Origin of the sequence: Thermoclostridium stercorarium subsp. stercorarium DSM 8532 (assembly GCF_000331995.1) — a bacterium.
Taxonomy (GTDB): Bacteria; Bacillota; Clostridia; order DSM-8532; family DSM-8532; genus Thermoclostridium; species Thermoclostridium stercorarium.
Window position 1 is genome coordinate 361,139 of the sequence record NC_020134.1, and the last position, 25,553, is coordinate 386,691.

A 25,553-nucleotide genomic window follows, 5' to 3' on the forward strand; every position below is an offset into this window, starting at 1 on the left:
TGACGTTAAGCGGATTTTCGCCCCGCGCATGATAGTTTGCCACTCACTGCTTTAAGGGAATGCCGGGGATATCGAAATAACACAGAAAAAATACATATGGAAGGGTAATATGTTATGCAGCTGTTGAGGATTTTTACGAGTGCTTTCTTAATCGGCTTTTCCGGAGCAATGATGCCCGGGCCGATGCTGGGGGTTACGATTGAAAGCAGCCTGAAAAGGAAAAAATGGACGGCTGGCCCGCTGATTGTGCTGGGGCATGGAATTCTGGAGCTGACGCTGGTCATTGTTATGACCTTCGGCCTGAGAGATTTCTTTTCAAGGCCGGCGGTGGCAGGAATTATAGGTCTGTTCGGCGGAGCTTTCCTTGCATGGATGGGCTATGGGATGATAAAATCGGGAATTGAAAAGACCGTTTCCCTTTCGGAACAAAAAAACGGCAAAAGCTTTGGTATTGAAAATCTTGTGCTGGCTGGGATTATTGTAAGCGCCACAAATCCGTATTTTATCATGTGGTGGGCGTCCACCGGTATGGAATCGGTGCGGCAGGCCTATGAATTCGGTTTAATCGGGGTTCTGTGCTTTTACGCTGGGCACATTATGTCCGACTTTGTCTGGTATACATCTGTTTCAGTAGCTTTTGCAGGAGGAAGGAAACTGATAAGCGATACGTTGTACTGCCGTATTGTTCTGGTACTGGGCATATTTATTGCGGCATTTTCAGTTTACTTCATGACAAGCGGAATTAAGATGCTTGTTGCCGGGTAAAATGGTTCTGTAAAGTTAACTCCGGAGGAAAACTTATAGGAAATGAGCCTTATAAAAAACTGTTTCAACCTTTTTTGTTGTCCTTGGCGGAAAATACGTTGGTGGAAATAAACATTGGAAGATAAAGAAAAGGATACTAAGAAAGATAAAGGATTTGTTTTATGGAGTTAAGCCGGAATATTTTTTGTATAATATTCTTAGTAATTATTGTAACTGGAGGTTATGATTTATGAAAGTACATAAAGCGATTATTCCCGCAGCAGGGCTTGGAACACGTTTTTTGCCGGCAACCAAGGCACAGCCTAAGGAAATGCTGCCTATTGTTGATAAGCCGACCATACAGTTCATTGTTGAAGAGGCGGTTGCTTCAGGAATAGAAGATATTATCATTGTCACCGGCAGGGGAAAAAGGGCAATTGAAGACCACTTTGACAAATCCTATGAGCTGGAGGAAGAGCTGAAAAGAACACATAAAGAGGATTTGCTGGCTTTGGTAAGGGATATTTCGAATATGGTCAACATTCACTATATCAGGCAGAAAGAACCACGAGGCCTTGGCCATGCGGTGTATTGCGCGAAGTCGTTCATTGGGAATGAACCTTTCGCGGTACTGCTCGGTGATGATATAGTTAAATCCGAAATTCCTTGCCTAAAGCAGCTTATTGACGTGTTTGACGAATACCATACCACCGTTCTGGGGGTGCAGAGAGTTCCACAAAGCGAAGTATCCAAATATGGCATAGTTGCCGGAAGACAGGTGGATGACAGGGTTATAAAAGTCACCGAAATGATAGAAAAACCTGAAATAGATGAAGCGCCGTCCGATATAGCCATATTGGGAAGGTATATCCTTTCACCGTCAATTTTCAAGTATCTTGAAAACACTCCACCCGGAAAAGGCGGTGAAATTCAGTTAACAGACGCAATAAGGGAAATGATGCATCACGAAGCCATATATGCTTATGAGTTCATAGGAAAAAGATATGACGTGGGCAATAAACTTGGCTTTTTGCAGGCAACGGTGGAGTTTGCCCTTGAACGGGACGATCTGAAAGAGGAATTCAGAACGTGGCTTGAAGAAATATTAAAGCAGAAATAAAAACATAGTCAGGCGGAGGTCACTCCACCTGACTATTATTAAAAATTCCTCGTTGTCAAGCCAAATCTCCCAAACAACCTACTGCATCGTTTCCAACCATTAGTTTGCCGTATTCATTAAGATACCCTTCTAAGAACGTTACGTTAAGGACTCTGTCCCCGTATTCGGATAATATGCTTTCTATTCTGTATTCATTGTCATCCATTCGTTTAAGTACCAGGTAGTAAGAGCCTTCACACAGATATGCAGAGCTTTCTCCCGAATAAACAGGTTTTAGTCTGGCGCACAGGTTGCACAAATCCTCAAAGCTTTCCACGTTATAAATCATTACCGTTGAACCTGCGCCTCCGGTTTTCTTTTTAAATTTTATGTCATTCTTTTTATAACGGTTTTTAATAAATTTTTGAATGGATTCAAAATCGCTGTCGTCATCAATTTTTGTTATTGTAATAATAAAACCCTGATCCACATCGGTAACTGCTTCAATGCATAACTGGGATTCGTTGGTTTCAAACCCCAATTCTAATTCCGCCTGCTCCATCAGATCCCAGAACAGTTCCTGGGTTTCGGGAGAATTATAATTAAACGAAGACAGGTCAATATCCCGTTCCTCAAGGTCGTCAAAGGAGACAAAGATGCGTATTTTGTTTTCACTTATTTTTTCAATTCTCATATCAAGTATCCTCTGCTTATATTTTTGGTATTAAATAATACGTCATCCTTAACATTATTATACTTTTTAAATAATATATTGAGAAGTACTAAATTATGAACAATTTTTAAAGTATTTTTGTTAAGGATTTCGTATATTTAATATATATCATATTTCCCCGTTAAACGAATGGTTAATCAGGTAATTACAAACAATAATAATAAAATATTTTTTACGGTATGTAAATAAAAAAATATTCCCATAAATCCCTGCACTGGTGTATAATGTTGTAGAATAATTAACACTATAAACACTGTAAAGAGAAGGTTTTTATGAAACAGCTTATTTTGGCTTCACAGTCACCCAGGAGGGAAATGCTGCTTAAACAGATAGGAGTAAGTTTTAAAACTCATCCTTCAAATATTGATGAAAATATGACGGAAAATGTCGGACCGGAAGATTATGTCCGTTCTGTTGCCGAAAGGAAAGCTTTTAAAGTTAAGGAATATTTTTGTTCGCGCGGGCATAATTTTTTTGTTGTTCTGGCCGCCGACACTGTAGTGGTTCATGAAGGGGTGATTTTGGGGAAGCCCGCCGATGAAGACCATGCCTTTGAAATGCTATCAAGGCTTTCGGGACGCTGGCATGAGGTAATGACAGGAGTTTCGGTGTTGGACGGCGATGAGGATAAAAAACTTACCTGTGTTGAGATCACAAAGGTGAAAATGAGAGATCTTTCACCAGACGAAATATGGAAGTATATCAGGACGGGTGAGCCGCTTGACAAGGCAGGAGCCTATGGTATACAGGGTATAGGGGCATTGATGGTTGAGAGGATTGAAGGCTGTTTCTACAATGTTGTTGGCCTTCCGTTGCACAGAGTTTCTGTTATGCTTTCACAATTTGGCATTAAAACAGTACTCGGGTAAAATTTTATACTTTGCAAATGAGCAAAAGGAGCGGAATGTTATGTTTACGAAAGATATAGGTATAGACTTGGGAACGGCGAACACACTGGTACATGTAAAGTCAAAAGGAATTGTAATCAGGGAACCTTCAGTGGTGGCGATAAACAATCATACCGGTGAGGTCCTTGCAGTCGGGATTGAAGCCAAAAACATGATCGGCCGCACTCCCGGCAACATAACTGCTATAAGACCGATGAAAGACGGCGTTATTGCTGATTTCCAGGTAACCCAGGGGATGCTGAAATATTTTATACGCAAAGCTATCGGAAACGGTCTGTTTGTAAAGCCGAGGGTTGTTGTATGCGTGCCTTCTGGAGTAACAGAAGTGGAAAAAAGGGCTGTTATTGATGCCACGCTCCATGCAGGAGCAAAAGAAGCATATCTTATTGAGGAACCAATGGCGGCGGCTATTGGGGCCAATCTCCCTGTGGATGAACCCACCGGAAGCATGGTGGTTGATATAGGCGGCGGAACCAGCGAAGTGGCGGTTATTTCGCTGGGCGGCATTGTGGTCAGCAGATCGCTGAGAATTGGCGGGGATGAGCTGGATGACGCTATTGTTCTTTATGTAAAAAAGGAATATAATTTAATGATAGGAGAGCGCACGGCTGAGGACATAAAAATAAACGTAGGTTCGGCATATCCTCTGGAAGAAGAAATCAGATACAGGATTTCAGGGCGTGATCTGGTAACAGGTCTTCCGCGGGAAATAGAGATAAAATCCGAGGAAATCAGAGAAGCCCTTGCAGAACCCATAAATTCAATTGTTGACGCAATTAAATATACATTGGAAAAGACACCTCCTGAGCTGGCTGCTGACATAATGGAGCAGGGAATAATGCTTACTGGCGGCGGCGCATTATTGAAAGGCTTGGATCAGCTTATTCACAGGGAAACGGGAATACCGGTAAAAATAGCCGAATATCCTCTTGACTGCGTGGCTCTGGGAGCCGGAAAAGTTCTTGAAGAGATTGACGTTTTGAGGAGCGTGTTAATATCCACAAACAAGGGCAGGTAGAAAGCGCAGGGGAAAGCCCCGTTGGTTCTTATGATAATTTTCAGGAAGGGGTCAGCTTTTGAGAAGAATTTTCAGCAATAAAATTTTTATTATATCGGCGGTGGTAGTGCTGATATTTGTCCTTGCAGCGCTGACTGCAGGAGAAAACAGCCGGATGAACGTTGTGAGGAATGTCCTTACCGTACCGTTAAGTCCCCTGCAGAAAGGAATAGTGGGCGTATCAAACTGGGTAAAGGATTCGATAAACTTTTTTCGCGAGGTCCGTACGGCAAGAGAGGAAAACAAGGAACTGAAGAAGAAACTGCAGCAGATGGAACAGGAACTGGAAAATGTTTACAGACTTCAGAAAGAGAATGAAAATTTAAGAAAGCTTTTGGATTTTAAAGAACAGTTTACGCAGGAGATTGTGGGTTGCAATATAATTGCGAAAGATTCAGGAAACCTTTTTGAAACCTTTACCATAGACAGGGGAAGCAGGGACGGCATAAGTGTCAACGATCCGGTTATAAATGCCAACGGCCTTGTAGGCCGTGTGGCAAAAGTGGATTTGTTTACATCAAAGGTTGTTTCAATTATTGATACTGAAAGTTCTGTTTCTGCAAGGCTTTCCAAATCAAGGGATCTTGTAATATTAAGAGGTGACTCTCAGCTCAGGACACAGGGATTGTGCCGTTTGGACTACATACCTCCCGATGTGGAAGTGGCTGTAGGCGATACGGTGGAAACGTCAGGCTTAAGCAGCATTTACCCAAAGGGAATCATTATCGGCGAAATTGTTCAGATTGTCAAAAATGAAGGGCAGTTTGATTATTATGCAATTGTAAAACCGGCTGTGGATTTCAGAAGGCTTGAAGAGGTTGTTGTCATAAAAGTAGGGGCAGAACAGGGGAACGGCGATGACTAAAAAAATCCTTATTGTGACTTCTTTAATATATGTTGCGTGTCTTCTGCAGAGCACAGTTCTCGGGTATATAGAGATACACGGAATAAGACCCAACCTGCTTTTGATTGTAGCGGTATCGGTTGCCCTTCTGAGAAATGATTTGGAGTCGGCATTTACCGGACTGGCGTTAGGACTCGGAATGGATATTCTTGTCGGCAGGGCAGTGGGATGGTATGGTTTGGGCTTTTTTCTGGCGAATTTTATTATAGCCCGGATAAATCCGAAATTATACAAAGAAAACCCTTTAATTCCGGTTTTTTTCGCATTTACTTCAACTCTCGCGATAGAAACGTTATACTATTTGATTACTTTTTTCCTGAAAGGATACGAAGATTTTCTGTTTGTTGTTACGAAGCTTATACTTCCCGAATGTTTATACAACGCAGTACTTTCTTATCCTGTGTTTAAGCTTGTCTCGCTTGTATACAGAAAAATTGACAAATACAGTCTTATCCGCACATGAATTAAGGAGGTGACGACGTGGCCGGAAAGTACGATCTCAGTGAGGAAGAAAAGGAGAAAAAGAAGCTTAAGGACATAAAAAGAAGATATATAATCTATCTTATTATCATTATACTGTGCTGTGCGGTTTTTCTGCGCCATCTTGTGAATTTGCAGATTGTGAACGGACAGGAATATCTTGACACTTCAACGAAAAGGATTGTCACCAGAGGGGTTATTTATGCAAACCGTGGCAATATCTACGATCGCAACGGAATTCCCATTGCAGGAAACAGGATGGGGTACTGTATAGAATATGTGGATACCGAAATGCCCAGTGATGAAAAAAACGAAATGCTGTACAAATTCGTCAAGCTTCTTGAACAAAACGGAGATACCTACAAATCCACACTCAGAAGTATCTTCAATATAAATGATTACACTTTTAAGGTTAACAGGGAGGGCCTTATAAAACAAATTTCCGTAAGAGATGAGGACGAGAAACTGTTGATGGAAGCAAGTCCGAAGGAAGTTTTCAATTACATGCGGGAAAAGACTTTCGGCATTGATCCGAAATATACCGATGAAGAGGCATTCCGCATTATGGAGTTAAGGTATGAAATGCTGATTAAACCCGCGACACTGGAAAATCCGCTGCTGATAGCCGAAGACGTATCCATTGAGACGGTAAGCGTACTTGAGGAAAGGAACAGTGAATTCCCCGGCTTCAGCACATTTACCAAACCTTTCAGAGAATATTACGATGCCAGTGTGATTGCCCATGTACTTGGGTATATGGGAAACATTGGTTCGTATTATGAGGAATGGTCGCAAAAATACCCCGAGCTTGGTTATACGCCAAACGACATTGTGGGAGTGTCGGGCATAGAGTTTGCTATGGAGCAGGAACTGCGGGGAATCAACGGAAAGATACGTAAAGAGGTGGACACCGAGGGAAGGCTTGCGTCTTATGAAGTGGAAGTTGCACCAACGCCGGGAAAGGACATTTATCTGACCATTGATTTGAATCTTCAGAAAACTGCGCTGGAATCACTGGAGAGGAATATAGAAATAATCAGAAACACCGATCACAGGGACAATTACCACGATGCAAACGCAGGCGCCGTTGTGGCTATGGACGTTAAAACAGGGGAAATACTGGCAATGGTCAGCTATCCCACCTTTGACCCTTCTGTTTTTCTTGAAGGAGATTATGAACAAATAAGCTATCTGTTAAATAATCCGGACAATATTACATTAAACAGAGCATGTAACGGTGCTTACGCTCCGGGTTCGACATATAAACCGCTGGTGGCCATAGCTGCACTGGAAAGCGGTGTAATTGAGCCTGAAACAGTGATTTACTGCCCGTATAAGAAGGAAATCGGGGGATTAATATGGACAAACCCGGAAGGAGACCAGAAATGGATAAACCTCGAGAAGGCCCTTGCTACGTCCAGCAATATGTTCTTTTTCCAGATCGGGTTTGAGACGGGTATAGATAATATAGTGAAATGGGCGAAAAATTTTGGTTTTGGAAGCAAGACCGGAATTGAAATTTCAGAGGATATAGGTTCCCTTGCGTCAAAGGAATATAAGAAGAAATATCTGAATGAAGGCTGGGTGCCGGCAGACACCTGCAATGCGTCCATTGGACAGTTATACAATGCTTTTACGCCCATTCAGCTTGTAAACTATGTCGCGAGTATCGCCAACGGCGGAAAACTGTATACACCTCACCTGGTCAGGAAAAAAGTGGACTATCAAGGTAATGTGGAAGAAACCGAAATAAAATACAGGGAAACCGGGGCAAAAGCATCAACAATCAAGGCCGTGAAGAAAGGAATGGTCGCGGTTGCAAATTCCCAGGACGGAACTGCGGTTTCAGCCTTTAAGGATTTTCCCTTTGAGGTTGCAGGCAAGACGGGAACGGCGGAAACGGCTTTGAAAGGCAAGCATTCTTCCAACGCGCTGTTTGTATGTTATGCTCCGGCGGACGATCCTGAAATTGCAGTTGCCGTTGTTGTCGAAAAGGGGGTAAGAGGTGCGTTCACGGCACCAATAGCCAGGGATGTTTTAATGGCGTACTTCAACTTAAAGGATCAGGCAAACTGAGGCCATCTGCCTTTAATTAATATAAAGCTTAATGCTCCGATAATTATAAAAAAAGAGGGTATGAAATGGAAAACGGTGCAAAAGTGATTTCATTTAAAGGTACTGCTGAGGGCCTGGTTATTACAATTCCGGAGGAAATGGAAACAGACCGGATCATGGACCAGATTGCCATGAAAGTAAAAGCTGCCGAAAGGTTTTTCCGCGGCGCAAAACTGAAAGTGATATACCGTGGAAAAAAACTCAGTGCGGATGAAGAAAAAAGACTTGTAAACGTTATGCAGGAAAACAGTTCGGTTACGGTTGAGGACGTGAAATATGAAGTTGTCCCGCCGCCGGTGGAAATTGAGAAACCTCAGAATATATCAGGCATGCCGTTACGCAGGATTTATTTCAAGGATCTCGAAGAAGGTCCGTGCAAGTTTATAAGGGGAACGGTACGGGGCGGTACGCGCATTCTGTTTGAGGGAAATGTGGTGGTAATAGGTGACGTAAATCCCGGAAGCGAAATTGTAGCTGCAGGCAATGTAGTTATTTTCGGGGCTCTCAGGGGAATGGTACATGCCGGGGCCGACGGTAACAGAGATGCATTTGTGGCGGCATTGAGACTCGCCCCGACACAGCTGCGTATCGGCGATATTATAACAAGGTGTCCTGATACCGACGAAGACGGGGAAATTCAGCCGGAAATTGCAGTAGTCAGGGAAGGCCGGATATATGTTGAGCCGCTGTGAATTTTTCATCACCGGCACCGGCCTCGTTTGTTGACAACTGGCTGAAAAACCGATATAGTTACAATTAGACAGTAGTGTTAATAAGTTGTAAGCGTAAGGATGTAACGCGACACGAAGGAAGAGTTGTTCTTGACGGGGGAATGGATGATATGGGCGAAGTTATAGTTATTACTTCGGGTAAAGGCGGCGTTGGTAAAACCACTACGACTGCTAATCTTGGCACAGGATTGGCGCTGCTTGGGAAAAAGGTGGTACTGATTGACGCGGATATCGGCCTTAGGAATCTGGATTTGGTAATGGGGCTTGAAAACAGAATAGTATATGATTTAGTGAATGTCGTAGAAGGTGTATGCCGCATAAAGCAGGCTTTAATAAAGGATAAACGGTATGACGGATTATACCTCCTCCCCGCCGCACAAACACGGGATAAGAATGCCGTGTCCCCGGAACAGATGGTTAAGCTGTGCGATGAACTGAGAGAGGAGTATGATTACATATTGATAGACTGTCCTGCAGGCATTGAACAGGGCTTCAAAAATGCCATTGCGGGCGCTGACAGGGCGATAGTCGTAACCACGCCCGAGGTTTCCGCGGTAAGGGACGCAGACAGAGTCATAGGGATTCTCGAGGCTCATGAAATAAAGAAGCCTATGCTTCTTATCAACAGAGTAAGACCCGATATGGTCAAAAAAGGGGATATGATGTCTATTGAGGATATTATAGACATCCTTGCCATAGACCTTATTGGTGTGGTTCCCGATGATGAAAACATCATCATTTCAACGAACCGTGGTGAGCCTGCTGTAGCCGACAACAAATCACTGGCAGGACAGGCTTACCGGAATATTACCAGAAGGCTTATGGGAGAAGAGGTACCCCTTCTAAATCTTAACGGCCACGACGGTTTTCTGGCGAAGATGAAAAAATTGTTAGGCTTTAAGTCGGCCTAGGGGGTGCTGTTATGCTTGAGCTTTTCAGCAAATTAAGTCGCAAGCGCACATCGAAGGATGTGGCAAAGGAGAGGCTTAAACTGGTTCTTATTCACGACAGGGCAAATGTATCACCCCAGTTTCTTGAAATGGTAAAGGGTGAGATAATAAAAGTAATTCAGAATTATATGGAAATTGATGAGGAGGATTTGGACATACAACTTACCCGGACACAGAGCGAAGACGGGGAAGGGGTTGTTCCTGCCCTCATCGCAAATATACCTATAAAAAGCGTAAAAAATGTTGGAAGATAAATATAAATCTGAGCTGCCTGGAGGCAATGGATGAATATTGCATTAATTGCGCATGACAATAAAAAAGAATTAATGGAGGCTTTTTGTATAGCCTATAAATTCATATTAAAGGATCATACCTTATATGCCACGGCAGGGACGGGAGCAATGATCGCCGAAGCGACGGGGCTGGAAGTAAACTGCCTGGAATACGGTCATCTCGGCGAAGAGCAGATTGCCGCGAGAGTCGCATATAACGAAATGGACCTGGTTATATTCTTCATGGATCCGAACAGGAGCGAAGAGGAACTTGTGGGTTTTAACACCATACGGGCGTACTGCGACAGAAACAATATTCCGTTTGCCACAAATCTCGCCACTGCCGAAATACTAATCAACGGACTGTATCGTGGTGATTTTGCATGGCGTGAACTGGTCCACTCTTCGGACCGGTAGGTTTTACGCGTCTTCCCGGCTTATTTCCTCCGCAGCAGGAAGGCTATGGAAGCTTTCGGAGGAATAAGAAGGCGGTATTTTTTTATTGCATTTGTTTTCTTCAGGCTCGTATAAAATCCGATCCTGTAATTCGGCATACAATCCATCCAGATATATGAGTTTTTTTTCAAAACTTTTCTGGGTCAGCCACAGTTTGGTCAGCTCGTTCTGCAGGTTATCAAATTCCTTTTGTATATTATTTTGTATATTATCCAGATGCTTCTGAAGCTGCAGTATTTTTGTTTCAAGGCCGTTCAAAATTTCGGTTTCAGTACTGGTCTGCGGCTTTTTTACATTAACTGGCTTTATTCTGTCCTGTTCCAAAAAGGCAAGTTTATATCCACGGGTGAAATTGCCGGGGATTTCCCCCGGGAATATGTTTTCATCCTTATGGTTGGATGCATAGGAAAAGCAGACAATATTGTTTCCGATGGGATACGGTGCCTCATTCGTCCAGTCCTGTCCGTCGTTTTCGGAACTTCTGAAATACAAATTCCCGTCAGCAGCGCGGAAAAAATAAACTGTACCGCCGCTGCAGACAAGCCCCGAATGTCCGGGAGCATTCTCCCCTTTATACAAGCTTATGGCTTCCCTATCGCCCGCCAGGTTTTTGTATAAAATTTCATAAAAGCCGTCGCCGGATACTCCGAAAGAAACATGAATTTTATTGCCGCCGGTGCATGTTGCCGAAACAGAGCCAAGGGAAAATTCAGTGGAAAATATTCTTTCAGGGGGATTAAAACCCGTTAAATCTTCTTTCATGGTTCTGTGATACAAATGATTTTTCAAACCGTCTGATCCGGCGTAAAAGAGGTGGCATTTTCCCTCGTGATCGGCAATTGATCTGTAACACGCATTTTCCACATAGTCAATCGCGACCGGCCTTGAAAGTTTGCCGTTCTGAATTGTCTGCATTGATATGATATGTCTGCTTTGGTATCTTAAAACATAAAAAAATACAGTGGCTTTTTCCAGTAAAATAAGTGAAACATGCTTTGTCCACGGGACAGGATCCCTGCTGTTTAAAACAGGCCTGGTTTCTATCTGTCCGTGCATACCGTGGCCGTAATTGAGACTTCCGTCGCGGGTCTGGTAAAAGAAATGAAAAACGTCGTTTTTGTCCAGAGCCGCTGCGAAATCATTTATTGCCGATTTGTCAAGCACATATCCCCTCGACCATATTTTGCTGTCACTAAGCATTCGTATGCACAGTCCGCGCCCTTCTTCAAAGTAGACATGATATGATATGCCCAGACTGTTTTTAAGGATGTATTGCCTGTTTTCAGGATTGTACATATTTGCTCCTCCGCGTCGAAGGCATTTCGTCCCATGCATTTATATTCACCGGCATTATAAATTATTCGTCAGCCGCTTTTAATCACCAAAAAATTCTTCATTCATATTATGTAATTGAAATACTTTAAACGATGGGGGAATGTAATGTTATGAGAAAGGAGCAGGTTGTTGCCGGCCTGATAGACGGCGAGGACATCTGCAAACTTCGGGAGGCTGTTTGCGTACAGGTTGAAAAAGTGTACGATCACTGCAGAGAAAAGGATTGTATAGAAGATGCAGTGGTGGACTTTGTTGATGATGTACAGAACTTAATTGACAAAGCGGTGAAAGTACGGGTCAGAGAGGCAGAGGTTGTGAAAGTTTTCACCGATCTGGAGGACGTTCCGTTCAAAAGAGGATACTTTACCGTCAATGTACGCTACAAGATAAGGGTTCGTGTCGAATTTACCCACCGCGACCAGTTCGGTAATATGTGTGTATCCGATACAAAGACCGGATACGTATGGTTCAGCAAGACAGTCATTCTTTTCGGTTCCGAAGGTCAGGTGAAGATATTCAGCTCAGTGGATCCCAATAATTACCATGGGACCGATGAAGACGGATGCAATGCGACAATTCAGCAGGATAACCTGCCGAATGTCAAGGTTGAGGTTGCCGAACCTCTTGTACTGAATACCCAGATTAAACGCGTACGTTGCAGCCCCGTAAGACCGTTCGGCGATATTGAGGACGAAGAAGATGACGACAGCCTGGACAACGTCGCAGCAGTTGGAAGAAGGTTCTTGCCGCCCAAACGGGTAGTTGTAACACTGGGACTGTTTTCAATAATCAAGTTGACCAGACTTGTACAGCTGTTGATCCCCGCTTTCGATTTCTGCATCCCGACCCGTGAATGTGTTGCAGGAACTGACGAAAATCCGTGCGAACTGTTTGAATCCATTGACTTCCCGTTTGACCAGTTCTTCCCGCCGCAGATTTTTGACTTCCCTACAGAGGAAGCAGCGGAAGAAGAAAAAAACAAGAGAAAGGATAGGGAAGAAAGAGACGAAGAGAGGGAAGAGGACCGGCGCAGAAGAAGGTAAGGCGGTAATTATTAAGGGAGGAGAAAATCCTCCCTTTTGTTGTTGGAAATTACAGGTTGTTTTATAAATTGAGGTATTATATAATCTAAGATGTAGAAAGATTGTATTTTCCGTATATTGTTGTCAGGATTCTGAGAGCTTCGTTCTCAGCCTTTTTGTCTTGTATTGTGAGGGCTTATGTTTAGATTAAATAATAAAAAAGTGATAATTGCGGTAATACCCTTTATTATTCTGCTAATAGCCTGGATATTGGCAATGGGGGCTTTTGCGCCCGACAGCGGACTGAATGCAGTTTTTGTTACTGTTCCGTATATTTTTGCGTTTTTTGCAATGGTATTAAGCGTATGGTTTCAGCACAGCAGGGTTTTTTATGCCGTATGCGTGCTACTTCTTTCCTTTGCTGTTTTATCATCGCCCGGAAAGCTTAATCCGGCAGTATTCAGAAACGGCATTTCCATTTTCATTCCTGTAATTTTTATAATACTGGCTGTAGTTGAGGAAAGGGGTATTACCAGCAGACATGGATTGATAAAGGGGCTTGTGTTCACAGGCATGGTGCTTTTCGCTGTAATAGACGCGGGCAGTGCGAAACCATGGCTTGCCAATCTGAAGAGTGTTGAATTTATGTTCAGAAACGACGAGAATGTTCAGGGAATACCGGTAATAAGCGTTTTTCTTTTTATCCTTTGCTTGTGTGTTCTGCTGGCACGGTTCATGGTTTATTCATCCAACATGGATATGGCTTTTATCGGCGCTACTCTGGGCTGTTTTATTATATTGCATTTTATTCCTTTCCCTGATATTATGTCACTGTTTTCTTCAGCGGTCTTTTTAATTTTCGTTATTGCGTTGTTTGAAGCGTCATACTCCCTTGCATATCATGACGCCCTGACAGGGGTTTTGACAAGAAGGGCTATGGAGCAGGAATTTTTGAGGATTGGAAACAGATATACCCTTGCAATCATTGACGTGGATCACTTTAAGAAAGTAAACGACAGGTTTGGGCATCAGGTAGGGGACGAGGTTCTCCGAATGGTGGCGTCATGCCTTCAGAAGTATGCAAGGGGAGGTAAAGTGTTCCGGTACGGAGGGGAAGAATTCGTCATAATCTTTCCGAAGAAAACCATAAAAGAAGTACTGCCTGTATTGGAGAGGATAAGGAACGCGGTGCAGAAGAGACCGTTTATTGTAAGAAGTCCCGACAGGCCCAGGAAAAAGCCAAAAGGTAAACTACCGCCCGGCGGGACCGAAATGGTCAGAGTAACCGTGAGTATCGGAATTGCTGAAAAAAATGAGAAAACACGCAACCGCACCGATGCGGAAATCATTGAAATGGCGGATAAGGCAGTTTATCAGGCAAAAGCCAGCGGCAGAAACTGCATAGTGTATTAATATTAATAATGAAAAGCTTGCCTGCTCTGGAGGCTTATGTTATATATGTATTTCATTTCATCCACCGTTTCTTTTGAAAGAATACAAAGCGTGGATTATGGCATGTTAAGCAATATCTGACTCATATGTCAAAATTGCAATGAAATACACTCTGTTTGAGCGTTTTGCTTGTTTGTTCGCCGGAAAACTGTTATAATATAACGAGATTTGTAAGGGAAAAAAGCTTTGATATAGTCCTAACATACTTTCATTTCTGGGGTGATCCGAATGGCTATTTCTCTGTTAAAGGATATTATCTCGGTGGAACAGCTGGCTGAGCAGAAAGAGCAGGAAGCACTGAAAAAAGCCAGGGAGATTGTTGCATCGGCAAGGAAGGAGGCTTCTGCCTTACAGGCGGAAAAAGAGCGGGAGGCAGAGCGTGAAGCCGCTGAAATTGTCAGGTCTTATGAGCAAAAAGCACTGAAAGATATAGAAGAATTACGGAAAAAAGTTCAGAAGGAGTGTCAGGATATTCGCGAAAAGGCCGATAAAAAAATTGAAGATGCAGCAAAGTTTATAGTCGGGAGGATCGTGACTCGCAGTGATCGTTAAAATGAACAAAATTACCCTTCTGGGTATGGAATATCAGCGCGAAGAACTGACAAAAACATTAATGGAACTTGGTGTTGTTGAGATAAGTGATGTTGATATAGATGAATACGGTGAATTAATCGGCAATCCCGATGTAAATTCCGAGTTACAGCGTATTGAAACAGAGCTTTCATATATTGACTCGGCGCTGGACTGCCTTGGCAGGTACGCACCTGTGAAAGCGTCATTGTTCGGCGGCCGCCGGGAAGTCAACATATCCGAGTTTAACGGTATTGTTAAGAACAGAGAGTCGGTTTGGAATTTGGTAACCGATATACTCAAAAAGGAAGAATATCTTGTCAGCCTCAAATCAGAGGAAAACAGGCTTAACAACCTGTATTTGTCGCTTTTGCCGTGGAAGGAACTTGATGTACCTCTGGATTTCGCCGGTACGCAGAAAACAGTTTTTCAGTACGGCACAATACCTTCCATTGTTGACTGGAATTCGGTCGTGGCGGAACTGACTGAAAAGATTCCGAATTCATATGTGGAAAGAATAAACAGTGACAAGGATCAGCATTATGTGTTTTTTATAGTTCACAGGGAAAATGAAGAGGAATGCCTGTCTTATTTGCAGTCAAAAGGATATAGCAGGGCAACTTTTTCCGGGCTGACGGGAACGGTGGCTGAAAACATTGAAAGAATAAACGGCCGTATTAGTGAAATAATGTCAGAACGGGAAAAAACGATTGAAAAGATAAAGAACATGGCCGGGCACAGAAGTGAAATGGAGGTTTTATACGACTGGCTATTAATGGAAAAAAGCCGGCTTGAAGCTACAGAGAAGTTTATAAAGACAAAAAAAGTATTCATGATAAAAGGCTGGGTGCCTGAAAGAAACGCCCCGGACGTGAAAAAGCTTCTTGAATCAAAATTTGTTGTATACGTTGAAATAGAAGAACCCGGCAAGAATGAGGAGTTCCCCGTATTGCTTGAAAACAGAGGCATCGCCGAAACCGGTGAGCCTGTAATGAAGATGTACAGTCTCCCCAGCAGCAGAGAGATAGATCCAAACGCTGTTATGGCCCCGTTTTTCATAATGTTTTTCGGACTTATGTTTTCAGACGGTGGTTATGGATTGATTTTGTCATTATTGTCCGGAATAATTTTATGGCGTTTCAAGCTTGAAGACGAAATGAGAAAATTTATGAAATTGATGTTTTTCTGTGGCCTTTCCACCATGTTCTGGGGACTGATGTTTGGCGGCTGGTTTGGAATCAGCTCACTTGTGCGCTATGCCGTATGGTTTGACATGGTCAGTGAGCCCGAGAGAATGTTAAGCTGGTCATTGCTTTTCGGGATTATTCACATTTATGCCGGTTTTGCCATTAAGGCGGCCAATTTGATACGTGAAAAAAAATACCTTGATGCTCTTTATGATGTAGGATTTGTGTATATTTTTTACACCGGGGCCGTCCTTTTCCTGTTGCCTTACGCACCGGCTGTAAATCAGGACAAAGTTGCACCTCTTGTTAATATCGGCAGATATATGCTTGTTGTAGGCGGAGTACTGCTTCTGCTGACACAGGGCAGGGATAGGAAAAACATCTTTGGCAAAATAGCAGGTGGCTTGTCCAGCCTTTACAATGTTGTCAGTTTCCTGAGTGATGTATTGTCGTATTCGAGACTGTTGGCCCTCGGACTTGCGACGGCGATTATTGCGTCTATCGTAAACCAGTTGAGCGTCATGTTTGATATGCCTATAGTACTGAAAGTAATTGTTGCCGTTGTAATACTTGTGGTCGGACATGCGGTAAACTTCGGAATTAATGCTTTGGGTGCGTATGTGCATTCATGCAGGCTACAGTATCTTGAGTTTTTTGGCAAGTTTTACACGGGCGGAGGCGAAGCCTTCAGTCCGTTGAAAATAAATACAAAGTATACGAAACTGAAACTTAATGCGGATTATGAAATGCAGACAATTCATACCGCATGAAAAGAAGAGGAAAGTGGAGGTTTTTGACGATGTTGGAGAATATTTTGACAGGACAGTTTTTTGCTTACCTGGGTGCTGCTGTGGCTTTTTTGGTTGCCGGTTTAGGTTCATCCAAAGGGGTTGGTCTTGCCGGTCAGACAGGTGCCGGTGTATTATCGGAGGACCCGTCGAAATTCGGCTCGGTAATGTTGCTTGAGGCGCTTCCGAGTACACAGGCCATTTACGGTTTTGTTATTGCTTTCCTTATCATCGGTAATGTTAACGAGTCCATGACACTGCAACAGGGATTAAGTCTTTTTATAGCAGGTTTGCCGGTAGGAATTGTAGGTCTGGTTTCGGCAATTTTCCAAGGCAAGGTTGCAGCGGCAGGTATCCAGATGATTTCGAAACGTCCCGAAGGTTTGGGAAGTGCCATTACACTTGCACTGATGGTTGAAATGTTTGCTATTTTGTCCCTGATTGTATCAATTCTGATGATCAGATAATTACGGTATTGATTCTTTGAAAGGCAGTTGTAAATAAAGGAGCTTTCCAAATGACAGGAACTGAGAAAATAAAAGCCAAAATTCTTGAGGATGCTGAGGCAAGGGCCGGGCAAATAATTAAGGAAGCTGAGGCTGAAGCCCGGGAAATAAAGGAAAATGCCTTAAAAGAGGCAGAGCGAAAAAAAGCCGAAATTCTTAAAAAAGGTGAAACCGACGGAAAGGAAATATATCGCAGAATGCTGTCCGAAGCCGATCTTGAAGGACGCAAGGAGGTCCTGAGGACAAAACAGGATTTGGTGGAAGAGGCGTTCAGGAAGGCTATGGACAGGTTATGCGGAATTTCCGACCGTGATTACCAGAATTTGCTTGTGAACATGATTGTTGAAGCGGCAAAAGGCGAAGACGGGGAAATTTTACTGTCGGAAGCGGATAAAAAAAGAATTGACAAGGATTTTGTAAAGAACATAAACAGAAAGATAAAAGACTGCGGAAAGGAAGGAAAACTGGTATTAGCAGAGGACAGCATCAGAACTGCCGGAGGTTTTGTTTTAAGGTATAAGGACATGGAAATAAACAATACCTTCGAAGTATTGTTTGAAATGTTGAAACCCAGGCTTGAAAATGACGTGGTAAAAATTCTTTTTTCCTAAGGTTTTAAAAAACGAGGGATACAATGATAAGAGTTAATCAGGATGATTATGCATATGCCGCAGGACGAATACGGGCGAGAGAAATAAAACTCCTGGACAAAAGCAGGTTTGACAGAATGCTTGAATCTCCGGACGCAGAGGAAGCATATAAGGTATTGGCCGAAGCCGAATACGGCATGGGCAGTGAAAGCACAAAGAACGTGCTGGAATTTGATGCCCTTTTGGCTGATGAGATGAGGAAAACCTATGCCTTTTTGTCCGAAATAGCGCCGGATAAAGAGGTTATAAAGGCCTTTAAAAGGAGATATGATTTCTTCAATGTGAAGGTCCTTTTAAAGGCCGAACTGTCAAACCAGGAGATACCGCCCATTCTTGTTGAAACAGGAACATATTCGGCGGCCGAAATAGTGAGGATTATCCGGGAGCGGGATTATGACGCGCTTTTTCCGGTTATGCGGGAGGCAATTGCCGAGGTTTATGACGTTTTTTCAAGAACCCGGGATCCGCAGGCAATAGATTTAATACTTGATAAGGCTTTATACCGCCGGTTCTATGAGGATTTAAAAAGCATTGAAAATGATTTTGTGAAAGAGCTCGCCGATGTTATTGCAGATACTACGAATATAAAAATGTTCGCAAGGGCACGTGTCCTTAACAGACAGATCACTTTTATCAGGAATATTCTCATTGACGGCGGAAAAATTGACAAATCCGTATATTTCAGCAACAGCGAGAAATCTGTCGGCGAATTCATTAATGAAATCGCCGGAACAGGTATCGGCGCCGAAATGCTGAAAAGTGTGAAAGTTAGCGAAAAAGGAAATATCCAGGCTTTGGAGAAAGCTCTGGATGATTATATTATGAAATATATACAGAGGGCAAAGATGGTTACAATTGGGATTGAACCCCTTATTGCGTTTCTTTTTGCAAAGGAGACCGAAATTAAAAATGTACGGATTATATTAACCGGAAAAATTAATAAATTGCCCAATGATTTGATTCGTGAAAGGTTGCGTTTGATTTATGTATAAAATAGGTGTAATAGGAGAAAAGGATGCGGTATTGGGTTTTAAATCCCTGGGTTTTTCTGTTTTCCCGGTTGAAAACAGAGAACAGGCCGTTGAAACTTTGATTAAACTGGCAGAGGAGAATTACGCCGTAATTTATATAACCGAACAGACGGCTGCCAAAATCACTGACAGGATAAATCAGTACAGGGAACGTCGCTTCCCGGCGGTTATTCCAATTCCCGGCATTCAGGGCAGTCTGGGTATTGGAATGCAGGGTGTGAAAAAATGCGTTGAAAAGGCTGTCGGGGCTGACATTCTTTTTAACGAATAAAGCCGCATTTATGCACTGAAAGAGAGGGATATGGATTGAGCCAGGGAAGAATAGTTAAGGTAGCGGGTCCGCTGGTAATTGCAGAGGGCATGAAAGACGCCAATATGTTCGACGTTGTTCGCGTAAGCGATTATGAGCTTATTGGCGAAATACTTGAAATACATGGCGACAGAGCGTCTATACAGGTCTATGAGGAAACTTCGGGGTTAGGACCGGGAGGCAGGGTTGTATCCACCGGCGAACCTTTAAGCGTTGAGCTTGGTCCCGGGCTTCTGGAAAATATATATGACGGTATTCAAAGACCATTGGAAGTCATGCGTAGGCAGGTGGGACCCAACATAACCAGGGGTATTAACATTAATGCTCTGGACCGCAGTAAAAAGTGGGGGTTCAAACCTGTCAAAGCCAAAGGTGACAAAGTGGTAGCCGGAGATATTATAGGTACCGTTCAGGAAAACGAAGTTTTTGAGCACCGAATTATGGTACCTTTCGGGATAGAGGGCACGATTGAGGATATTAAAGAGGGAGAGTTTACGGTAGAGGATATTGTGGCCACCGTGCGGACAAAAGACGGTGAACTGAAGCCGGTAAAAATGATGCAGAAATGGCCTGTACGTAAGCAAAGGCCTTATAAGGAAAAACTGGCGCCTGATGAGCCCATGATTACGGGGCAAAGGACAATAGACACATTGTTTCCCATTGCCAAAGGCGGGGTTGCGGCAATTCCCGGTCCCTTCGGAAGCGGAAAGACCGTTGTGCAGCACCAGCTTGCCAAGTGGGCAGATGCCGATTTGGTTGTTTATATAGGATGCGGCGAACGCGGTAACGAAATGACTGATGTTTTAATGGAATTTCCTGAGCTTAAGGATCCAAAAACAGGCCATCCGCTGATGAAAAGAACGGTACTGATTGCAAATACGTCCGATATGCCTGTTGCGGCTCGTGAGGCTTCAATTTACACAGGGATAACAATTGCCGAATATTTCAGGGACATGGGATATTCTGTGGCTTTAATGGCCGATTCGACGTCAAGATGGGCAGAGGCGTTAAGAGAAATGTCGGGCCGTCTTGAAGAAATGCCCGGCGAAGAAGGATATCCTGCGTACCTTGCGTCAAGGCTTGCCCAGTTCTATGAACGGGCGGGCAAGGTTGTTACTCTCGGAAGCGACAGGCGTACCGGTTCGGTGTCTGTAATCGGTGCGGTTTCGCCACCCGGCGGGGACTTGTCCGAGCCTGTAACCCAGGCCACCCTCCGTATTGTAAAGGTGTTCTGGGGGCTTGACGCAAATCTCGCATATAAACGGCATTTCCCGGCCATCAACTGGCTTATAAGTTACTCTCTTTATACCGATCGCCTGGAAAGCTGGTATGAGAAAAACATATCAAAGGATTTCAACAAATACCGTGCCGAGGTTATGAAAATTCTTCAGGAAGAGGCCGAACTGGAAGAAATTGTCCGGCTTGTCGGTATTGACGCCCTATCGCCAAAGGACAGGGTGACACTGGAGGCGGCCCGTTCAATACGCGAAGATTATCTGCATCAGAATGCTTTCCATGAAACGGATACGTATTCCACTCTTAATAAACAGTACAGAATGCTGAAGCTGATTTTGACATATTACCACATGTCCCTTGAAGCAGTGGGCAAAGGTGTGGAACTGAAGAAGCTGTTCAGCCTTCCTGTTGTGGAAAAAATCGGCCGCGCAAAATATATCGGTGAAGACAGGGTGGATGAAGAATTCACGAGAATTGAAAACGAACTGGCTGAACAAATGAGTGCACTGATGGCAAAGGAAGGTGAACAATGATGCTTAGGGAATACCGTTCGATATATGAAGTGGCAGGGCCTTTAATGCTTGTGCAGGGCGTTGAAGGCGTTACTTATAATGAACTTGGGGAGATAGAGCTGGCGAACGGCGAAATACGCCGCTGCAAGGTCCTTGAAGTTGACGGAACCAATGCACTGGTTCAGCTTTTTGAAAACGCTGTCGGAATAAACCTTTCAAGCAGTAAGGTGCGTTTTCTCGGCCGTGGACTTGAGCTTCCTGTTTCGATGGATATGCTCGGCCGTGTTTTCGACGGCCTTGGCAGGCCGATTGACGGCGGCCCTGAAATAATACCCGAAAAAAGGCTTGATATAAACGGTACACCGATTAATCCTGCAGCGCGTGACTACCCGTCGGAATTTATTCAGACCGGTATTTCTGCGATAGACGGGCTGAATACTCTTGTACGTGGACAGAAACTGCCCATTTTCTCGGGTTCGGGTCTTCCCCATGCCCAACTGGCCGCCCAGATAGCCCGGCAGGCAAAGGTACTGGGAACAGACAGCAAATTTGCCGTTGTATTCTGTGCCGTTGGTATCACTTTTGAAGAAGCCGATTTCTTTATTAATGATTTCAAGAAAACAGGGGCCATTGAACGGGCAGTGCTTTTCATGAACCTGGCCAATGACCCTGCCGTTGAGCGTATTGCAACGCCGAGAATGGCTCTGACCGCGGCTGAATACCTTGCTTTTGAAAAGGACATGCATGTTCTTGTAATTATTACCGATATAACAAACTACGCTGACGCACTTCGTGAGGTTTCGGCCGCGCGCAAGGAAGTGCCGGGAAGGCGCGGATATCCCGGTTACTTATATACCGACCTTGCCACGCTGTATGAGCGTGCGGGAAGAAAGAAAGGTTACAACGGCAGTATTACATTGATTCCCATTCTCACTATGCCCGAGGATGACAAAACACACCCGATACCCGACCTTACCGGTTATATCACGGAAGGGCAGATAATTCTGAGCCGTGAACTGTATAAGAAAGGAATAACTCCGCCTATTGACGTGTTGCCCTCCTTGTCAAGACTTAAGGATAAGGGTATAGGCGCAGGAAAAACCCGTGAGGATCATGCAAGCACAATGAATCAGTTGTTTGCTGCATATGCCCGCGGTAAAGAGGCCAAGGAACTGGCCACCATTCTGGGTGATGCAGCGCTCACCGATGTTGACAGGCTGTATGCCAAATTTGCTGATGAATTTGAAGCGCAGTATGTATCACAGGGGTTTGACACCGAAAGGGATATTGAGACCACACTGAATATTGGTTGGAAATTGCTGTCGATACTTCCGGTAAGCGAGCTTAAACGTATTGATCAGAAATATATTGACAAGTATCTGCCCCGCGGCGATAAATGATTTGGAATTATAAATACAGTCATCAAGGAGATTATTCTCATGGCCAGAATGAATGTAAATCCCACAAGAATGGTGTTAACCGGGTTGAAAAGAAGGCTTCAGATGGCCAAAAGAGGCCATAAGCTGCTGAAGGACAAACGGGACGAACTGATGAAAAAGTTCCTGGAAATAGTGCGCGAGAATAAAGCACTGCGCGAAGAAGTTGAAGAAAAGCTGATGCTGGTTCACTCCCGGTTTGTCATGGCAAGAGCGGTGATGGGCTCTGAAATAGTTGAGGAAGCCTTGATGTTTCCGAAAATTGAGGTAAACCTTAATGCTTCCACGCGGAATATTATGAGCGTGGATGTGCCTGTGCTGGAGTTTACTGCCGAAATCGGCAGCGAAGGGGATATTTACCCTTACGGTTTGGCAAATACAACCGCTGAGCTGGATGAGGCAATTTCAACGTTGTCGGAACTGACTCCTAAATTGTTGAAACTTGCCGAAATTGAAAAGTCTGCCCAGCTTCTTGCGGACGAAATAGAGAAAACCCGCCGCCGTGTAAACGCTCTTGAATATGTGCTGATACCGAACCTGGAAGAGACGATAAAATATATTGTGATGAAGCTGGATGAAAATGAACGCTCAAATCTCACGCGTCTTATGAAGGTTAAGGACATGATGCTTGAACAGGCTCATGGCTACGGTAAGAGAATGCAGGGCGGCGAAGGGCCTTAGCCGGGCGTTGCAGGCAGTTCCCGTCTGGTATGGAAAGGTGCCGAAAATATACTCTGCGCGTAAAAAGCGGTATTTAAAACGATTTAAGTGGGAATACCGCTTTTTTTATATGCGGATTTTTCATCTGCTGCCTTTAGGTTTTTATGGCTGATTGTAAATACTTTTGCTTCGATGTTGCACAAATAACGGTAAAAATCTACCTGAAAGGCCTTTTCAGTACAAAGGGCCGTAAAAGACAAAACCAGATAGAAGTACAGACCGTTGTTGAACTGTATTATGAAGTTTGATAATATCGTACTGACAGAGTGGCTTGACACCCTGAAACGAAAAATCACGGGAGGTTTGGCGAATGGATGCTTTGGTGGAAAGGTTTTTAAAATATGTTTCTTTTGACACGCAGTCTGACGAAAACTCCGATACCTGTCCCAGTACCCAAAAGCAGTATGAGTTCGGGAAATACCTGGTGGAAGAGCTGCGCCAGATAGGTCTTAAGGATGCGGAAATCGATCGGAACGGGTACGTATACGCAACTCTGAATGGAAATACCGAAAAAAAAGTGCCGGTGATAGGTTTTATTGCCCATATGGATACAAGCCCTGACATGACGGGGGCAAATGTTAAACCACGTATTATTGAGAATTATGACGGCGGTGACATAGTGCTGAACAGTGAAAAGAATATTGTTCTGTCGGTGGAGCGATTCCCGAACATGCTCACCGTAAAGGGGCATGATATTATTGTTACTGACGGAACAACCCTTCTTGGTGCCGACGATAAGGCCGGAATTGCCGAAATAGTAACTGCTGCTGAATACCTGATAAAACATCCTGAAATTAAGCACGGTACAATAAAAATTGCCTTTACCCCTGATGAAGAGATAGGCAGGGGAGTGGATCATTTTGATGTGAAAAAGTTCGGCGCGGAATTTGCCTATACCGTTGACGGCGGTATTGAAGGCCAGATTGAGTATGAAAACTTTAATGCGGCATATGCAAAGATCACCGTGAACGGAGTAAATGTGCATCCGGGAAGTGCAAAAAACAGGATGAAAAATTCAATCCTCATAGCAATGGAGCTGAATTCCATGCTTCCCGCCGCCGAAACGCCGTCTCATACCGAAGGCTATGAAGGTTTCTTCCATCTGAACAATATCGAGGGTGACGTTGAAAAAACTTCATTGTATTATATTATCCGGGATCACGACATGAAAAGGTTCAGCGAAAGGAAGAAACTAATCGGGGAAATTGTGGACTTTATTAATTATAAATACGGTGAGGGTACGGTTGTTCTTGAAATGAAGGATCAGTATTACAACATGAAGGAAAAGATAGAACCCGTTATGCATGTTGTGGATTTGGCCAAAAAGGCAATGGAGCAATCCGGGGTTAAGCCGGTTGTAACTCCAATCAGGGGCGGTACAGACGGAGCAAGGCTTTCGTATATGGGCATCCCAACACCGAATATTTTTACAGGCGGACAGAATTATCACGGCAAGTTCGAATTTGTATCGGTTAATTCGATGAAGAAGGCCGTTGAAGTGATTATCAGAATAGCGGAACTTGCGGCAAAATGAATACTTATAGTCTATAGAAAGGTTTTTATGGTATCCTGAAAGGGTTGGGACGTTTCAGATGCTGAAAGCGGTTATTTTTGACATGGACGGTGTCCTGATTGACAGCGAGCCGATACATTTCAGTATTGACAAAAAGCTGCTGAGCAGTCTTGGCCTGAATGTTGATGAAAGATTTCTCAGCCGGTATGTGGGAGTGTCAAATCCCGAGATGCTTGCCGATGTAAAGAAAAGATTTAACCTTGATTACAGCATAGAGAAACTGTTGAATATAAAAAACAAATTACTGCTTGAGACGCTGGATGAAGCACCGCTTCGGCCGATTGACGGCGTAAAAGAACTGGTTTGTGACCTGGTTTCGCATGGTGTACTATTGGCAGTTGCCTCTTCATCGCCGAGGGCATTTATAGAGGCAGTCATAAAGAAGCTTGATATGCAGAAATATTTCCAGGTTGTCGTCAGCGGCGAGGAACTGGAAAAAAGCAAGCCTGAACCCGATATTTTTTTAAGAGCCGCGGATTTATTGGGAGCAGAGCCCGGAGAATGTGTTGTAATAGAGGACTCATCACCGGGAGTTGAGGCGGCATACAGGGCGGGCATCAGGTGTATCGGATTTGTCAACCCGAATTCAGGCAGCCAGGACCTGTCGAAAGCCTTTGTTACAGTGGACGATATGCGAAAACTGAATTACGAATATATATGCAGTATCTGCACATGACTTTTAAACACTGCCGGCATACTGCAGAATAATGGTTCCGGGAGAGGATTGATTTGAAAACATTCAGTTATTTTTTTTTTGTGCCGTTTTAATGTCATGT

27 protein-coding genes are annotated in these 25,553 nt (G+C 43.8%); 25 read left to right on the plus strand and 2 right to left on the minus strand.

Annotated elements, in window-relative coordinates:
• The first annotated feature begins 114 nt into the window (after positions 1-114).
• Positions 115-765 carry a LysE family transporter gene (locus CST_RS01520; protein WP_015358048.1) on the plus strand — a complete coding sequence of 217 codons (651 nt, stop codon included), beginning with the start codon at positions 115-117 and terminating at the stop codon, positions 763-765.
• Positions 766-994: 229 nt separating this feature from the next.
• Positions 995-1,864: a UTP--glucose-1-phosphate uridylyltransferase GalU gene (gene galU, locus CST_RS01525; protein WP_015358049.1), complete on the plus strand. Its 870-nt coding sequence runs from the start codon at positions 995-997 to the stop codon at positions 1,862-1,864.
• Between the two features lie 55 nt (positions 1,865-1,919).
• Here the strand turns inward: galU and CST_RS01530 are convergent, their stop codons facing one another.
• On the minus strand, positions 1,920-2,537 hold the full coding sequence (locus tag CST_RS01530) for an adaptor protein MecA (RefSeq protein ID WP_015358050.1): 618 nt from the start codon (positions 2,535-2,537) through the stop codon (positions 1,920-1,922).
• A gap of 311 nt (positions 2,538-2,848) precedes the next feature.
• On the opposite strand from CST_RS01530, the gene CST_RS01535 reads away from it, so the two are divergent.
• From CST_RS01535 to CST_RS01575, 9 genes are all read left to right on the plus strand, one after another.
• Positions 2,849-3,445, plus strand: a complete 597-nt coding sequence (locus tag CST_RS01535; protein WP_015358051.1) for a Maf family protein — start codon at positions 2,849-2,851, stop codon at positions 3,443-3,445.
• Positions 3,446-3,485: 40 nt separating this feature from the next.
• Positions 3,486-4,502 carry a rod shape-determining protein gene (locus CST_RS01540; RefSeq protein WP_015358052.1) on the plus strand — a complete coding sequence of 339 codons (1,017 nt, stop codon included), beginning with the start codon at positions 3,486-3,488 and terminating at the stop codon, positions 4,500-4,502.
• Between the two features lie 58 nt (positions 4,503-4,560).
• Positions 4,561-5,406 carry a rod shape-determining protein MreC gene (gene mreC, locus CST_RS01545; protein WP_015358053.1) on the plus strand — a complete coding sequence of 282 codons (846 nt, stop codon included), beginning with the start codon at positions 4,561-4,563 and terminating at the stop codon, positions 5,404-5,406.
• Positions 5,399-5,908 carry a rod shape-determining protein MreD gene (gene mreD, locus CST_RS01550; protein ID WP_015358054.1) on the plus strand — a complete coding sequence of 170 codons (510 nt, stop codon included), beginning with the start codon at positions 5,399-5,401 and terminating at the stop codon, positions 5,906-5,908. The genes mreC and mreD overlap by 8 nt, the downstream gene beginning before the upstream one ends.
• Positions 5,909-5,925: 17 nt before the next feature.
• On the plus strand, positions 5,926-8,001 hold the full coding sequence (locus CST_RS01555) for a penicillin-binding transpeptidase domain-containing protein (RefSeq protein WP_015358055.1): 2,076 nt from the start codon (positions 5,926-5,928) through the stop codon (positions 7,999-8,001).
• Positions 8,002-8,066: 65 nt separating this feature from the next.
• A complete protein-coding gene (gene minC, locus CST_RS01560; RefSeq protein WP_015358056.1) occupies positions 8,067-8,732 on the plus strand; it encodes a septum site-determining protein MinC in 666 nt (221 codons plus the stop codon).
• Between the two features lie 149 nt (positions 8,733-8,881).
• The gene (gene minD / locus CST_RS01565) at positions 8,882-9,682 is read left to right on the plus strand and encodes a septum site-determining protein MinD (protein ID WP_015484845.1); all 801 of its coding nucleotides are present in this window, start codon (positions 8,882-8,884) and stop codon (positions 9,680-9,682) included.
• Between the two features lie 11 nt (positions 9,683-9,693).
• Positions 9,694-9,975: a cell division topological specificity factor MinE gene (minE, locus tag CST_RS01570; RefSeq protein ID WP_015358058.1), complete on the plus strand. Its 282-nt coding sequence runs from the start codon at positions 9,694-9,696 to the stop codon at positions 9,973-9,975.
• 30 nt (positions 9,976-10,005) lie between these two features.
• Positions 10,006-10,410 carry a methylglyoxal synthase gene (locus CST_RS01575; RefSeq protein ID WP_015358059.1) on the plus strand — a complete coding sequence of 135 codons (405 nt, stop codon included), beginning with the start codon at positions 10,006-10,008 and terminating at the stop codon, positions 10,408-10,410.
• Positions 10,411-10,413: 3 nt separating this feature from the next.
• Here CST_RS01575 and CST_RS01580 read toward each other — a convergent pair whose 3' ends face one another.
• The gene (locus CST_RS01580; protein WP_015484846.1) at positions 10,414-11,745 is read right to left on the minus strand and encodes a hypothetical protein; all 1,332 of its coding nucleotides are present in this window, start codon (positions 11,743-11,745) and stop codon (positions 10,414-10,416) included.
• Positions 11,746-11,894: 149 nt separating this feature from the next.
• Between CST_RS01580 and CST_RS01585 the strand changes: the two genes are divergently transcribed.
• From CST_RS01585 to CST_RS01645, 14 genes are all read left to right on the plus strand, one after another.
• Positions 11,895-12,827, plus strand: a complete 933-nt coding sequence (locus CST_RS01585) for a hypothetical protein (protein WP_015358061.1) — start codon at positions 11,895-11,897, stop codon at positions 12,825-12,827.
• A 177-nt stretch (positions 12,828-13,004) separates the two neighbouring features.
• Positions 13,005-14,219 (plus strand): GGDEF domain-containing protein, encoded by a 1,215-nt coding sequence (locus tag CST_RS01590; RefSeq protein WP_015358062.1) that lies wholly within the window; start codon positions 13,005-13,007, stop codon positions 14,217-14,219.
• 267 nt (positions 14,220-14,486) lie between these two features.
• Positions 14,487-14,810 carry a V-type ATPase subunit subunit G family protein gene (locus CST_RS01595; RefSeq protein ID WP_015358063.1) on the plus strand — a complete coding sequence of 108 codons (324 nt, stop codon included), beginning with the start codon at positions 14,487-14,489 and terminating at the stop codon, positions 14,808-14,810.
• A complete protein-coding gene (locus CST_RS01600) occupies positions 14,800-16,785 on the plus strand; it encodes a V-type ATP synthase subunit I (protein WP_015484848.1) in 1,986 nt (661 codons plus the stop codon). The genes CST_RS01595 and CST_RS01600 overlap by 11 nt, the downstream gene beginning before the upstream one ends.
• Positions 16,786-16,814: 29 nt before the next feature.
• A complete protein-coding gene (locus tag CST_RS01605) occupies positions 16,815-17,270 on the plus strand; it encodes a V-type ATP synthase subunit K (RefSeq protein WP_015358065.1) in 456 nt (151 codons plus the stop codon).
• A 50-nt stretch (positions 17,271-17,320) separates the two neighbouring features.
• Positions 17,321-17,920: a V-type ATP synthase subunit E gene (locus CST_RS01610; RefSeq protein ID WP_015358066.1), complete on the plus strand. Its 600-nt coding sequence runs from the start codon at positions 17,321-17,323 to the stop codon at positions 17,918-17,920.
• Between the two features lie 23 nt (positions 17,921-17,943).
• Positions 17,944-18,951 carry a V-type ATP synthase subunit C gene (locus CST_RS01615; protein WP_015358067.1) on the plus strand — a complete coding sequence of 336 codons (1,008 nt, stop codon included), beginning with the start codon at positions 17,944-17,946 and terminating at the stop codon, positions 18,949-18,951.
• A complete protein-coding gene (locus CST_RS01620) occupies positions 18,944-19,261 on the plus strand; it encodes a V-type ATP synthase subunit F (RefSeq protein ID WP_015358068.1) in 318 nt (105 codons plus the stop codon). Before CST_RS01615 ends, CST_RS01620 begins: the two co-directional genes overlap by 8 nt.
• A 35-nt stretch (positions 19,262-19,296) precedes the next feature.
• On the plus strand, positions 19,297-21,069 hold the full coding sequence (locus CST_RS01625; RefSeq protein ID WP_015358069.1) for a V-type ATP synthase subunit A: 1,773 nt from the start codon (positions 19,297-19,299) through the stop codon (positions 21,067-21,069).
• Positions 21,069-22,448 (plus strand): V-type ATP synthase subunit B, encoded by a 1,380-nt coding sequence (locus CST_RS01630; RefSeq protein ID WP_015358070.1) that lies wholly within the window; start codon positions 21,069-21,071, stop codon positions 22,446-22,448. Before CST_RS01625 ends, CST_RS01630 begins: the two co-directional genes overlap by 1 nt.
• Positions 22,449-22,487: 39 nt before the next feature.
• Positions 22,488-23,165, plus strand: coding sequence for a V-type ATP synthase subunit D (locus CST_RS01635; RefSeq protein WP_015358071.1), 678 nt, complete (start codon positions 22,488-22,490; stop codon positions 23,163-23,165).
• A 143-nt stretch (positions 23,166-23,308) separates the two neighbouring features.
• Complete coding sequence (locus CST_RS13455) at positions 23,309-23,452, plus strand: hypothetical protein (protein ID WP_015484850.1); 144 nt, start codon at positions 23,309-23,311, stop codon at positions 23,450-23,452.
• Positions 23,453-23,514: 62 nt separating this feature from the next.
• The gene (gene pepT, locus CST_RS01640) at positions 23,515-24,738 is read left to right on the plus strand and encodes a peptidase T (protein ID WP_015358073.1); all 1,224 of its coding nucleotides are present in this window, start codon (positions 23,515-23,517) and stop codon (positions 24,736-24,738) included.
• Positions 24,739-24,796: 58 nt separating this feature from the next.
• A complete protein-coding gene (locus CST_RS01645; RefSeq protein WP_015358074.1) occupies positions 24,797-25,453 on the plus strand; it encodes an HAD family hydrolase in 657 nt (218 codons plus the stop codon).
• Positions 25,454-25,553 lie beyond the last annotated feature (100 nt).